Annotated in this window: 12 protein-coding genes; 10 read left to right on the forward strand and 2 right to left on the reverse strand. The window is 65.3% G+C overall.

The window, feature by feature from the left end; all coding sequences use genetic code 11:
- Positions 1-61: 61 nt before the first annotated feature.
- From DM872_RS02775 to fdhA, 5 genes are all read left to right on the forward strand, one after another.
- Complete coding sequence (locus tag DM872_RS02775) at positions 62-388, forward strand: sarcosine oxidase subunit delta (RefSeq protein WP_069081714.1); 327 nt, start codon at positions 62-64, stop codon at positions 386-388.
- Positions 385-3,402: a sarcosine oxidase subunit alpha gene (locus DM872_RS02780; RefSeq protein WP_179058019.1), complete on the forward strand. Its 3,018-nt coding sequence runs from the start codon at positions 385-387 to the stop codon at positions 3,400-3,402. The genes DM872_RS02775 and DM872_RS02780 overlap by 4 nt, the downstream gene beginning before the upstream one ends.
- Positions 3,395-4,024 carry a sarcosine oxidase subunit gamma gene (locus DM872_RS02785; RefSeq protein ID WP_179058020.1) on the forward strand — a complete coding sequence of 210 codons (630 nt, stop codon included), beginning with the start codon at positions 3,395-3,397 and terminating at the stop codon, positions 4,022-4,024. Before DM872_RS02780 ends, DM872_RS02785 begins: the two co-directional genes overlap by 8 nt.
- A 147-nt stretch (positions 4,025-4,171) precedes the next feature.
- Positions 4,172-5,035, forward strand: coding sequence for a formyltetrahydrofolate deformylase (purU, locus tag DM872_RS02790; RefSeq protein WP_179058021.1), 864 nt, complete (start codon positions 4,172-4,174; stop codon positions 5,033-5,035).
- A gap of 216 nt (positions 5,036-5,251) precedes the next feature.
- A complete protein-coding gene (gene fdhA / locus DM872_RS02795) occupies positions 5,252-6,451 on the forward strand; it encodes a formaldehyde dehydrogenase, glutathione-independent (protein WP_108240792.1) in 1,200 nt (399 codons plus the stop codon).
- A 227-nt stretch (positions 6,452-6,678) separates the two neighbouring features.
- Here the strand turns inward: fdhA and DM872_RS02800 are convergent, their stop codons facing one another.
- A complete protein-coding gene (locus DM872_RS02800; protein WP_179058022.1) occupies positions 6,679-7,932 on the reverse strand; it encodes a flavohemoglobin expression-modulating QEGLA motif protein in 1,254 nt (417 codons plus the stop codon).
- A 257-nt stretch (positions 7,933-8,189) separates the two neighbouring features.
- Between DM872_RS02800 and DM872_RS02805 the strand changes: the two genes are divergently transcribed.
- A complete protein-coding gene (locus tag DM872_RS02805; protein ID WP_179058023.1) occupies positions 8,190-8,861 on the forward strand; it encodes a DUF2780 domain-containing protein in 672 nt (223 codons plus the stop codon).
- A gap of 24 nt (positions 8,862-8,885) precedes the next feature.
- On the opposite strand, the gene DM872_RS02810 is transcribed toward DM872_RS02805, so the two are convergent.
- A complete protein-coding gene (locus tag DM872_RS02810; RefSeq protein ID WP_179058024.1) occupies positions 8,886-9,779 on the reverse strand; it encodes an acyltransferase in 894 nt (297 codons plus the stop codon).
- 190 nt (positions 9,780-9,969) lie between these two features.
- Between DM872_RS02810 and rloA2 the strand changes: the two genes are divergently transcribed.
- The 4 genes from rloA2 to DM872_RS02830 all read left to right on the forward strand — a co-directional run bounded on the left by rloA2 (position 9,970) and on the right by DM872_RS02830 (position 13,279).
- Positions 9,970-10,482, forward strand: coding sequence for a retropepsin-like aspartic peptidase RloA2 (gene rloA2, locus DM872_RS02815; protein WP_179058025.1), 513 nt, complete (start codon positions 9,970-9,972; stop codon positions 10,480-10,482).
- A 59-nt stretch (positions 10,483-10,541) separates the two neighbouring features.
- A complete protein-coding gene (gene creB, locus DM872_RS02820) occupies positions 10,542-11,228 on the forward strand; it encodes a two-component system response regulator CreB (RefSeq protein WP_179058026.1) in 687 nt (228 codons plus the stop codon).
- Entirely contained in the window at positions 11,228-12,658 is a 1,431-nt protein-coding gene (creC, locus tag DM872_RS02825) for a two-component system sensor histidine kinase CreC (protein WP_179058027.1), read from the forward strand. Before creB ends, creC begins: the two co-directional genes overlap by 1 nt.
- A 186-nt stretch (positions 12,659-12,844) precedes the next feature.
- Positions 12,845-13,279 carry a CBS domain-containing protein gene (locus tag DM872_RS02830; protein WP_179058028.1) on the forward strand — a complete coding sequence of 145 codons (435 nt, stop codon included), beginning with the start codon at positions 12,845-12,847 and terminating at the stop codon, positions 13,277-13,279.
- Positions 13,280-13,471: the final 192 nt, after the last annotated feature.

Genomic DNA, 13,471 nt, shown 5'->3' on the forward strand with positions numbered 1-13,471 from the left:
ACCCCCGGCCCCTCTCCCAAGGGGAGAGGGGAGATAAAGAGATTCACCGGAGACCACCACCATGCTGCACATCTTCTGCCCCTACTGCGGGGAGCTGCGCTCCGAAGAGGAATTCCACGCCAAGGGCCAGGCGCACATCCCGCGCCCCCTGGATCCGAACGCCTGCACCGACGAGGAGTGGGGCGACTACATCTTCTTCCGCGACAACCCGCGCGGCATCCACCACGAGCTGTGGGTGCACGCCGCTGGCTGCCGCAAGTACTTCAACGCCACGCGCCACACCGTGAGCTACGAAATCCTCGAAACCTACAAGATCGGTGAGAAGCCCACTGTCACCGAGGCCAACGTCGGCGAGAAGAAAGCCGCGACCGCAGGAGTAACGGCATGAGCCAGGTCAATCGCCTCCCCAAGGGTGGCCGCGTCGATCGCAGTCAACCGCTGACCTTCACCTTCAACGGCCAGAACTATCAGGGCTTCGCGGGTGACACCCTGGCTGCCGCCCTGCTGGCCAACGGCGTCGACATCGTCGGCCGCAGCTTCAAGTACTCCCGTCCGCGCGGCATCGTCGCCGCCGGTGCGGAAGAGCCCAACGCCGTGCTGCAGATCGGTTCCACCGAGAGCTCCCAGGTGCCGAACGTGCGCGCCACCCAGCAGGCCCTCTACGCAGGCCTGGTGGCGACCAGCACCAACGGCTGGCCGAACGTGAACAACGACGTCATGGGCATCCTCGGCAAGGTCGGCGGCTCCATGATGCCGCCCGGGTTCTACTACAAGACCTTCATGTACCCGCAGAACCTGTGGCTGACCTACGAGAAGTACATCCGCAAGGCCGCTGGCCTCGGTCGTGCCCCTCTGGAAGTCGACCCGGACATCTACGACCACATGAACCAGTACTGCGACGTGCTGGTGGTTGGCGCCGGCCCTGCCGGTATCGCCGCCGCCCTGGCCGCCGGCCGCAGTGGCGCCCGTGTGATCCTGGCTGACGAGCAGGAAGAATTCGGTGGCAGTCTGCTGGACACCCGCGAAACCCTGGACGGCAAGCCCGCTTCGGAGTGGGTGACCAAGGCCATCGCCGAACTGGCCAAGCTGCCGGAAGTGACCCTGCTGCCGCGCGCCACGGTGAACGGCTATCACGACCACAACTTCCTCACCATCCACCAGCGCCTGACTGACCACCTGGGCGAGGTCGCGCCCCATGGCCAGGCCCGTCACCGCGTCCACCGCGTCCGCGCCAAGCGCGTGGTGCTGGCCGCCGGCGCCCACGAGCGTCCGCTGGTGTATTCGAACAACGACGTGCCGGGCAACATGCTCGCCGGCGCCGTCTCCACCTACGTGAACCGCTATGGCGTGGCCCCGGGCCGCCAGCTGGTGCTGTCCACCAACAACGACTACGCCTACCGCGTCGCGCTGGACTGGCTGGATGCCGGCCAGAAAGTAGTGGCTGTGGCCGATGCCCGCAGCAACCCGCGCGGCGCCTGGGTCGAAGAAGCCCGCGCTCGTGGCGTGCGCATCCTCACCGGCAGCGCCGTGGTCGAGGCTCGTGGTAGCAAGCGCGTCACCGGTGCCCGCATCTGCGCCATCGACCTGAAGAGCCACAAGGTCACCAGCCCCGGTGAAGTGGTGGATTGCGACCTGATCGCCAGCTCCGGCGGCTACAGCCCGGTGGTACACCTGGCGTCGCACCTGGGCGGCAAGCCGACCTGGCGTGAAGACATCCTCGCCTTCGTGCCCGGTGAAGGCTTCCAGAAGCGCATCTGCGCCGGTGCCGTGAATGGCGTGTTCGGTCTGGGCGATGCCCTGGCGGACGGTTTCGAGGCCGGTGCCAAGGCTGCGGCCGAAGCCGGCTTCAAGCTGGTCGAAGGCACCGTACCGAAGACCGAGAAGCGCAAGGAAGAAGCGACCGTGGGCCTGTTCCAGGTGCCGCACGACAAGTCCACCTCCCGTGCGCCGAAGCAGTTCGTCGACCTGCAGAACGACGTCACCTCCGCCGGTATCGAACTGGCCACCCGTGAAGGCTTCGAGTCGGTCGAGCACGTCAAGCGCTACACCGCGCTGGGCTTCGGTACCGACCAGGGCAAGCTGGGCAACATCAACGGCCTGGCCATCGCCGCTCGCTCGATGGGTATCTCCATCGCCGAGATGGGCACCACCATGTTCCGCCCGAACTACACCCCGGTGACCTTCGGCGCTGTCGCCGGTCGTCACTGCGGCCACCTGTTCGAGCCCAAGCGTTACACCGCGATGCACCGCTGGCACCTGGAGCAGGGCGCCGAGTTCGAGGACGTCGGCCAGTGGAAGCGCCCGTGGTTCTTCCCCAAGCGCGGCGAAGACATGCACGCTGCGGTCGCCCGCGAGTGCAAGGCCGTGCGTGACAGCGTGGGCATCCTCGATGCGTCCACCCTCGGCAAGATCGACATCCAGGGCCCGGATGCCCGCGAGTTCCTCAACCGCGTGTACACCAACGCCTGGACCAAGCTGGACGTGGGCAAGGCCCGCTACGGCCTGATGTGCAAGGAAGACGGCATGGTCTTCGACGACGGCGTGACCGCCTGCGTCGCCGAGAACCACTTCATCATGACCACCACCACCGGCGGTGCCGCCCGGGTGATGGAATGGCTGGAGATCTACCACCAGACCGAATGGCCGGAGCTGAAGGTGTACTTCACCTCGGTCACCGACCACTGGGCCACCATGACCCTGTCCGGCCCCAACAGCCGCAAGCTGCTGGCCGAAGTCACCGACATCGACCTGGACAAGGACGCCTTCCCCTTCATGAGCTGGAAGGAAGGCCTGGTAGGTGGTGTGCCGGCTCGTGTGTTCCGCATCTCCTTCACCGGTGAGCTGAGCTACGAAGTGAACGTGCAGGCCGACTACGCCCTGGGCGTGTGGGAAAAAATCGTCGAGGCCGGCAAGAAGTACAACCTGACCCCGTACGGCACTGAAACCATGCACGTACTGCGGGCCGAGAAGGGCTTCATCATCGTCGGCCAGGACACCGATGGCTCGGTGACCCCGGACGACCTGAACATGGGCTGGTGCGTGGGTCGCAACAAGGCGTTCTCGTGGATCGGCTGGCGCGGCATGAACCGCGAAGACAGCCTGCGCGAAGACCGCAAGCAACTGGTAGGCCTCAAGCCCATCGACCCGAACAAGGTGCTGCCGGAAGGCGCCCAGCTGGTGTTCGATCCGAAGCAGTCCATCCCGATGAAGATGGTCGGCCACGTCACCTCCAGCTACATGAGTTCGACCATGGGTTATTCCTTCGCCATGGCCGTGGTCAAGGGTGGCCTCAAGCGTATGGGCGAGCGTGTCTTCGCGCCGCTGGCCGATGGCAGCGTGATCGAAGCCGAAATCTGCAGCTCCGTGTTCTATGACCCGAAAGGGGACCGCCAGAATGTCTAACGTGAACGTCTACAAACAGCGTCCTGATGCCGCCCACGCCGAATCGCCGCTGTTCCATGCCGGCCTCGACGAGCTGGCGCGCAAAGGCAAGAGCAGCGCAGGTGTGGTCCTGCGCGAGAAGAAGCTCCTCGGTCACCTGGTGATCCGTGGCGACGCCAAGGATCCGGCCTTCGCCGGTGGCGTGCACAGCGCCCTGGGCCTGGAGCTGCCGGTCGCGCTGACCCTGGTGGCCAGCGGCGACACCTCGCTGCAGTGGCTGGGCCCGGACGAGTGGCTGCTGATCGTGCCGAGTGGCCAGGAGTTCGAGACCGAACAGCGCCTGCGCAAGGCACTGGATGGCCAGCACATCTCCGTGGTCAACGTCAGCGGCGGCCAGACCATCCTCGAGCTCTCCGGACCCAAGGTCCGCGAGGTGCTGATGAAGTCGACCCCCTATGACGTGCACCCGAGCAACTTCCCGGTGGGCAAGGCCGTCGGCAGCACCTTCGCCAAGGCCTCGCTGGTGATTCGCCATACCGGCGAAGACACCTGGGAACTGCTGATCCGTCGCAGCTTCTCCGACTACTTCTGGCTCTGGCTGCAAGACGCCAGCGCGGAGTTCGGACTGGCGGTGAAGGCCTGATCGGCACGGGGCGTTCCGTAGGTTGGGCCAAGCGCAGCGCGGCCCAACGAGCGGAGCCCCGGATGGACTTCAGGGAGCGCTGCGCGCTCCTTGTTGGGCTTCGCAAGCTCAGCACCAACCTACGTCGTTGCGCCGTTGGAGATCGAGATGAGCCGCACCCCCGATACCTGGATTCTCACCGCCCAATGCCCGAGCGTGCTCGGCACCGTGGATGCGGTGACGCGCTTTCTCTTCGAGCAGCGTTGCTACGTCACCGAACACCATTCCTTCGATGACCGGCTGTCTTCGCGCTTCTTCATTCGTGTCGAATTCCGCCAGCCGGACGACTTCGACGAGCAAGCCTTCCGCGCTGGCCTCGATGAGCGCCTGGCGCCGTTCGACATGCAGCTGGAACTGACACCGCCGGGCTATCGCGCCAAGGTGGTGTTGATGGTCTCCAAGGCCGACCACTGCTTGAACGACCTGCTCTACCGCCAGCGCATCGGCCAACTGGCCATGGACGTGGTGGCAGTGGTGTCCAACCACCCGGACCTGGAACCGCTCGCCCGTTGGCACGGGATTCCCTATCACCACTTCCCCCTCGACCCGAACGACAAGCCGTCGCAGGAGCGCAAGGTGCTGCAGGTGATCGAGCAGTCCGGCGCCGAACTGGTGGTGCTCGCGCGCTACATGCAGGTGCTGTCGCCCGAGCTGTGCAAGAAGCTCGATGGCTGGGCGATCAATATCCACCACTCGCTGCTGCCCGGCTTCAAGGGCGCCAAGCCTTACCACCAGGCCTACCAGAAGGGCGTGAAGCTGGTGGGTGCCACGGCGCATTACATCAATAACGACCTCGACGAAGGCCCGATCATCGCCCAGGGCGTCGAAGCGGTGGATCACGCGCACTACCCCGAGGACCTGATCGCCAAGGGCCGCGACATCGAGTGCCTGACCCTGGCCAAGGCTGTCGGCTACCACATCGAACGCCGCGTGTTCCTCAACGCCAACCGCACGGTGGTGCTCAACGCATAAGGCTTTTCTCCCTCTCCCTTCAGGGAGAGGGCCGGGGAGAGGGTGCGTCCTCTTCTTGGTGGGCTGAAGCGGAACGCCGCCCGGCCCACCCTACTTGAGGAACTCGCCTCTGCCAGGTTTCACCGGCGGGTTCCGGCAACAGATGCAAGCTCCAGTGCAAGGCCGCGTGGCCGTCGGTCGCGCCTTTGTGTTCACAACAACAACGGAGAATTACGCATGTCTGGTAATCGTGGTGTCGTTTATCTCGGTTCGGGCAAGGTCGAAGTCCAGAAGATCGACTACCCCAAAATGCAGGACCCTCGCGGCAAGAAGATCGAACACGGGGTCATCCTCAAAGTCGTCTCCACCAACATCTGCGGCTCGGACCAGCACATGGTGCGCGGCCGTACGACCGCACAGGTCGGCCTGGTGCTCGGCCACGAGATCACCGGCGAGGTGATCGAGAAGGGTAGCGACGTGGAGAACCTGAAGATCGGCGACCTGGTTTCCGTGCCCTTCAACGTGGCCTGCGGCCGCTGCCGTTCCTGCAAGGAAATGCACACCGGCGTGTGCCTGACCGTCAACCCGGCCCGTGCCGGCGGCGCCTACGGCTATGTCGACATGGGCGACTGGACCGGCGGCCAGGCCGAATACGTGCTGGTTCCCTACGCCGACTTCAACCTGCTGAAGCTGCCGGATCGCGACAAGGCCATGGAGAAGATCCGTGACCTGACCTGCCTCTCCGACATCCTGCCCACCGGCTACCACGGCGCGGTCACTGCCGGAGTTGGTCCGGGCAGCACCGTATACGTTGCCGGCGCAGGTCCGGTTGGCCTCGCCGCTGCCGCCTCCGCCCGTCTGCTGGGCGCTGCCGTGGTCATCGTCGGCGACCTCAACCCCGCCCGCCTGGCCCACGCCAAGGCACAAGGCTTCGAGATCGCCGACCTGTCGCTGGACACCCCGCTGCACGAGCAGATCGCCGCGCTGCTGGGCGAGCCGGAAGTGGATTGCGCAGTGGATGCGGTGGGCTTCGAAGCTCGCGGCCACGGCCATGAAGGCGCCAAGCACGAAGCTCCGGCCACCGTGCTCAACTCGCTGATGCAGGTCACCCGCGTGGCCGGCAAGATCGGTATCCCCGGCCTCTACGTGACCGAAGACCCGGGTGCGGTGGATGCAGCCGCCAAGATCGGCGCCCTGAGTATTCGCTTCGGCCTCGGCTGGGCGAAATCCCACAGCTTCCACACCGGCCAGACCCCGGTGATGAAGTACAACCGCGCGCTCATGCAAGCGATCATGTGGGACCGCATCAACATCGCCGAAGTGGTGGGCGTGCAGGTCATCAGCCTGGACGACGCCCCGCGCGGCTACGGCGAGTTCGATGCTGGCGTACCGAAGAAATTCGTCATCGACCCGCACAAGACCTTCAGCGCGGCCTGATCGACTGCAAGACCCCGACGCCGTGATGTGACAGCCATGGCGTCTGTCCCTCAAGGGGCCCTTCGGGGCTCCTTTTTTTATTCGTCCGGTGGGAATGGAATCCCTGTGGGGGCGAATTCATTCGCTAAGCAGGACACAGTCCTGCCATTGGTTTGTATAGGGCAGCTGCGCTGCCATTAGCGAATGAATTCGCCCCCACAAAGAGCGGCCCAAAACGAAGCGGGTGGTTACTCGTCCTCCAACTCCACGAACCGCTCCAGCTCGATCACCTCCAGATTGATTCGCCCGACGAAGGCGGAGAAAGCCAGGGTCGCGGCCAGGCGGCGCAGGTCGGCCGCCCAGGGTGGAACGTAGCGCGGTTGCTCCAGCCAGCCGGATTCGAACAGCGGCGCCAGGCGCACCACGTCGCCTGCGGTCATCCGCCCGGCGAACAGCTGGCGCAGCAGTTCCGGACGGTTGTCGCGCACCGCCACCCGCAACAGGGTGTGCACGCCGAGCATCCCGATCACGTAGCAGGCGTCCTTGGTGAAAGCATTGCCACCGCGCACATCGGCCCCGCGGAACACGCGCTGAGTGGAGCGGAACGACTCTTCTTCGGACTGTCCGGCCTCCAGGAAGCCCTTGAACACCTCGATGAAGTCAGCTCCGTCGAGTGCCTGCTGCACCGCCACCACCCGCAGGGCGATGCGGCGCAGGCGCTGGATGTCGATGCTGCCAGTGAGCAACTCGGCGAGCATGGCGATGCCTTCCTGGGTCAGGGTGGTGCGCGGTGCGCCAAGGCCCAGGCTGGTCAGGCGTTTCTGCGCCCGGCCGTTCAGTGCGGTGCCGGCATGGACGAACGCTTCGTGTTGCAGCAGCTGGGCCTTGTCCAGCTCGGAAAAAAGTGCCGAAGCCCGCAGGCGGATACGCGTGGCGCCGGCAATGGCTTTGGAAGCGAGGTCCGGGTCCACCACGACGCGAACCTGGTCGGGGCCGAAGAAAGCGTCCACTTCGGTGCGCATCCAGGCGGCGAAATCCTCGGCAGGGATGCAGGCATCGGTGGCCGGAATGCAGCGGCTGTCGAGCAGCGCGTCGGTGGTATCGAGGAAGAAACGCGCCGCATCCAGGGGCGTCATTTTCTGCCGTTCGTAGTAGTGGTCGGGACGCTGGTAGAGGCGCGCGGAGAAGTCGCTGAAGGCCGGTGTACCGATGGCGCCGAGCATGCGCCCAGTGCAGGCATAGCTGCCGGCGGTGGCGGCGAGGAAAGCACCCGCCGGGTGGCCCGTGTCGCAGCGGCTGGCGAGGTGTTCCAGGGCTTCAATCTCGGCAGTGTGATCGCGGGGCTGCAGCGACACCTCTGGAAGCCGAGGCCGCCCGGCGCGCCAGTCGGTGAGGAAACGCTCTTCGACGCCATCGGGCCAGGCGATGGCCTCCAGCACGCGGATCTTGCGGGCAAGGCGGGGGAGGGCGGCATCGAGTTCGGCGATCAGGGATTCGTTCATGGCGGATGCCCGGGAGGGTGATCTTTCAAGGCTAGTCCAGCACCAGTCCCGCGTAGGATGGGTAGAGCCTGCGAAACCCATCGATTCGAAGTGATGGGTTTCGCTGCGCTCTAGCGGAACGCCGCCCGCCACATCCTACGGACCTGACCGACGGGAGGCGGGGAACACCCGGCCGGTCGCCGCTGTCACAGCCTCGAGTTTCCGCTCACAGTCCGGTACGTAGTGTTCCGGCGCGGACTTTTCCTTGAGGTCGACCTATGCACATTCCCCGAAGCCTGACCCTGGCAGCCCTGCTGAGCCTGGCGGCCAGCCCGGTATTCGCCGTCACCCTGGGCGATGTCATTTCCGCCGCTGCAACCAGTGGAGCGGGCAGTCAGGAGGACAACGCACCGGGCGTCGCACCGGCGGAGTCGGCGGCCTTGTTGGGGCAATTGGGTAACCAGTTGAACATCACCCCGGAGCAAGCCATTGGTGGCCTCACCGCGATGTTCGGCCTGGCGCGCAACAACCTGCCGGCCGATCAGTTCGCCCAACTGGACCAGGCGGTACCGGGCGTGGGCATGCTCACCGATCCCAATACCCAGGGCTTGCTCAGCAGCATCGGTGGCCTGCTTGGCCAGCAGTCGGGCAATGCGTTGGGCGGCCAGCCCGGCGTGCTCGCCGGCCAGCAGATGAACAACATGACAGACGTGGGCCAGGCCTTTGGCTCGCTGGGGATGGACACCGGCCTGATCGGCCAGTTCGCCCCGTTGATCCTGTCCTTCCTTGGTCAGCAGGGTCTGGCCGAATCGCTGCTGCAGAACCTGGGCAACCTGTGGAAATGGACGGTGCCGCCGGTCACCCCCGGCTTGCAGCAGGCGCCGGCCCAGCAGACGCCGGTCCAGCAAATGCCCGTACAACCGGCTCCGGTACACGGGCTGTCGACCTGAGGTGACCGAGGGTAGGCCGCGTGCCTACCCTTGTATTTGCGTGCGGAGTTCGTTGATCCGCGCATCCTTCTCCTGCCAGAGCTGGCTGACCCAGGCCTGCACGTACTGGCGGAATTTTCCGTCGTTCTCGTAATCGCCCTGCCACAAGGCGGGGTCCAGCGGACGCGTCTGGATGTCCACGATTACCTTCGGTACCCGCCCGGACAGCAATGCCCAGAAACCCGGTACGCCGTCACCGGGGTAGACCAGGGTGACGTCGAGAATCGCATCCAGCTGCTCGCCCAGCGCCGCCAGGACGAAGGCGACGCCGCCGGCCTTGGGCTTGAGCAGGTGCTGGTAGGGGGAGTCCTGGTTGGCGTGTTTCACCGGGGTGAAACGGGTGCCTTCGAGGTAGTTCACCACCGTCACCGGCATGCGCTTGAACTTCTCGCAGGCGGCCTTGGTGATCTCCAGATCCTTGCCCTTCATCTCCGGGTGCTTGTCCAGGAAGGCCTTGCTGTAGCGCTTCATGAAGGGGTAGTCCAGGGCCCAGAAGGCCAGGCCGAGAAAGGGCACCCAGATCAGCTCCTTCTTCAGGAAGAACTTGAAGTAGGGCGCCTTGCGGTTGAAGGCCTGGACCAGCGCGGGGATATCCACCCAGGACTGATGGTTGCTGATGACCAGGTAGGACGTGTCGTTGCGCAGCCCTTCGCCACCGCGGATGTCCCAGCGGGTCGGGGTGAACGCGGCGAACACACGCTTGCAGTTTTCCGCCCAGGCCTCGGCGACCCACATCACGCCGCGGGAGCAGGCGTCGCGCAGGGCCTGGCCGGGCAGGATGAGCTTGAGCAGGGCAATGGCCAGCATCGGGCCGATCAGGATCAGGGTGTTGAGCAACAGCAGCAGGGTGGTGGCGATTCCGGTCAGCAACGGCCGCATGGGTCCTCGGCTCCTCGTCCTCTGGTGTGCGCGCCATGATACCCAGTCGCTGCCGACGCGACGAGCGGTTGGGAGCCTTGCTACCCGCAAGGGGGCGAGTATGCTGCGGGCACTCGCTGAACCCGCCGTGACGAACCATTGGCCGTCGCGCCAGTCCCAGAACCGTACCCCTCAACCAGGAGATGCTGCGTTGAAACCCCTGATTGCCCTGCTTGCCCTGGCGGCCCTGCCTGCTGTCGCTGCCGAGGAACCCACCCTGTATGGCCGCTACGAATACGTGCGCCTGCCGGAGATCGGCCAGACCATGAAGGCGAAGATGGACACCGGTGCCCTCACCGCTTCCCTCTCAGCCAAGGACATCGAACGCTTCAAGCGCGATGGCGAGGAATGGGTACGGTTCCGCCTTGCCACCAAGGGCGCCGATGACACGGTGTTCGAACATCGCTTGTCGCGCATCAGCAAGATCAAGAACCGCGCCGACGAACTCGGCGAGGAAGACGAGGCGCCCTCGGCGGAGATTTCCAAGCGACCGGTGGTGGACATGGAAATGTGCCTGGGTGGCGTCAAGCGCACGGTGGAGGTCAACCTCACCGACCGTTCCAGCTTCAACTACCCGCTGCTGATCGGCGCCAAGGCCCTGCGCGAGTTCAAGGCTGCGGTCTACGCCGGACGCAAGTTCACCGCCGGCAAGCCGCAGTGCTGATTGACGGGGAGAGGGCCGTGCGGCACTTTCCCCTGTCACCTCCATGAGCCGGGACGCCCATGCCGCACATCCTCATCGTCGAAGATGAATCGTCCATCGCCGACACGCTGGTCTATGCCCTCGAGGCCGACGGCAACGTCACCACCTGGCTGAGCCTCGGCGGTCCGGCGCTGGAGCTGCTGCGCCAGCAACCGGTGGACCTGGTGATCCTCGACGTGGGCCTGCCGGACACCAGTGGCTTCGAGCTGTGCAAGGCATTGCGGCGTTTCTCCGAAGTGCCGGTGCTGTTCCTCACCGCGCGCAACGCCGAGATTGACCGCGTGGTCGGCCTGGAGATCGGCGCCGACGATTACGTGGTGAAACCCTTCAGCCCTCGCGAAGTGGCGGCGCGCGTGCGCGTCATCCTCAAGCGCACGGCCCCCCGTGAAGCGCCCCCGGCGGCCACTGCCGGCGGACCATTCCAGGTGGACGGCGAGCGCGTGCGCATCCACTACCACGGCCAGCTCCTGGGGCTGACCCGCCATGAGTTCCGCCTGCTCCAGGCCCTGCTGGCGCAGCCCGAGCGGGTGTTCAGTCGCGAGCAGTTGCTGGATGCCCTGGGCGTCGCCGCCGACGCCGGCTACGAGCGCAACATCGATAGCCACATCAAGAGCCTGCGCGCCAAGCTGCGCCAGGTGGCGCCCAATGCGGAACCCATCCAGACCCATCGCGGCCTGGGCTATAGCTACTCGCCGGATCACGCCTGATGCCGCTGGGCATTCGCATCTTCCTGGCCTATTTCCTCTTCGTCGGGCTGGCCGGCTGGTTCGTGCTCAGCACGGTGATGGATGAAATCCGCCCCGGCGTTCGCCAGTCCACCGAAGAAACCCTGGTGGACACCGCCAACCTGCTGGCGGAAATACTTCGCGACGACGTGCGCGCCGGCACCCTCGACCAGGGCCGCTTGCCCGAGCTGCTGCGCGCCTACGGCAAGCGCCAGCCAGGGGCGGATATCTGGGGCGTACGCAAGATGCAGGTGAACCACCGCATCTATGTCACCGACGCGCACGGCGTGGTGCTGCTGGACTCCAGCGGCGCGGCGGTGGGGCAGGATTATTCGCGCTGGAATGACGTCTACCTGACCCTGCGCGGCCAGTACGGCGCCCGTTCCAGCCGGGAAGACCCGAATGACCCGGACTCCTCGGTGATGTACGTCGCCGCACCGATACGCGATGGCGAGCGGATCATTGGTGTCGTTTCTGTTTCCAAACCCAACGCTTCGCTGCAGCCCTACATCGAGCGCTCGCAGCGGCGCCTGGCCTGGCTTGGAGCAGGGCTCATCGGCCTCGGCCTGCTGGTGGGCGGACTGCTTTCCTGGTGGCTGAGCCGCTCGCTCCGTCGCCTGCGCAACTATGCCCAGACGGTGAGCGAGGGCGCGCGCGCGGAGCTGCCGGCCATGAGCGGCGGCGAACTGCGACAACTGGCGACTGCGGTGGAGCGCATGCGTACCCAGCTGGAAGGCAAGGCCTACGTCGAGCGCTACGTGCACACCCTGACCCACGAGCTGAAGAGCCCGTTGGCGGCCATCCGTGGCGCCGCCGAATTGCTGGAGGGCGAGATGCCGGCCGAGCAGCGGCAGCGCTTCGTGGCCAACATCGGCAATGAGGGCGCGCGCCTGCAGCAACTGGTCGAGCGCCTGCTCAACCTGGCCCAGGTGGAGCAGCGGCAGGGGCTGGAGGAGCGGGTGCCGGTGCCACTTCGCGAACTGGCCGAAGAGCTGTTGCACGCCCAGGCGGCGCGAATCGAAACGGCGGGCCTGAAGGTGGAGAACCGAATCGCACCAGGACTGTGCGCGACCGGCGAGCGCTTCCTGCTCCGTCAGGCGCTCGCGAACCTCCTGGACAACGCCCTGGATTTCACCGGGGCCGGCGGCCTTCTCCGGCTGGATGCGGCGCTACAGGACGACTGGCTCGAACTGCGTGTGTTCAACCAGGGCGAATCCATCCCCGGATTCGCACTTTCGCGCCTCACCGAGCGCTTCTATTCCCTGCCGCGCCCTGCAACGGGGCGCAAGAGCACCGGACTCGGCCTCAATTTCGTGCAGGAAGTGGCGGGGCTCCATGGCGGCGACCTTTGCGTGGCGAATGCCGAAGGCGGCGTCGAAGCCTGCTTGCGACTACCTGCCGTCGCGAATTGATATGCGACTGCCGCCCGGCGACTTCGGCCGCATCCCGCATCGACTATAAATTGACCAGGACAACGCCCTGACTTTCGGCGGGTGTCGCCACCCTGTAACCAGGTTTTGGCTTGATTCTTGATTCGGTCGTATTGCACAGCATCGAGCTTCGACTACAAGAACCACAGGCCCTTCAGGAGCTGCCGGATGAAAACCGTCGCCGAGATACTCAGAGCCAAGCCCCATACCCACATCTTCAACGTCGAGCCGACCACGACCGTACTGGAAGCCGCCCTGCTGATGGCCGACAAGGACATCGGCGCGCTGGTGGTGATCCAGGGTGGCGAACTGGTGGGCATCGTCACCGAGCGCGACTTCGTGCGTCGCGTCGCTGCACTGGAGCGTTCGGCTTACGCCACCACTATCGAAGAAGTGATGACCTCCAACCTCTTCGTGGTGACCCCGCGCGACAGCAACCAGTACTGCATGCAGCTGATGACCGAAAAGAACCTGCGCCACCTGCCGGTACTGCAGGACGGCAAGCTGGTGGGCCTGCTCTCCATCCGCGACCTGGTCCGCGACATCACCGCCGAACAGGAAAGCCTGATCCAGCATCTGGAGCAGTACATTCGCGGGGCGTAACGCCCCCTGTAGGTCGACGGAAACCTTGTGGGGGCGAATTCATTCGCTAAAGGGCAGCGCAGCTGCCCCCTGCAAGATCGATGGCAGGACTGCGTCCTGCTTAGCGAATGAATTCGCCCCCACAGGAAAAGCGACCACCACCCAATCCCCACACAGTCTCCACACACTCCCCATAACCCCACCACGGACGCT

Origin of the sequence: Pseudomonas taiwanensis, assembly GCF_013393345.1 — a bacterium.
GTDB classification, from domain to species: domain Bacteria; phylum Pseudomonadota; class Gammaproteobacteria; order Pseudomonadales; family Pseudomonadaceae; genus Metapseudomonas; species Metapseudomonas resinovorans_C.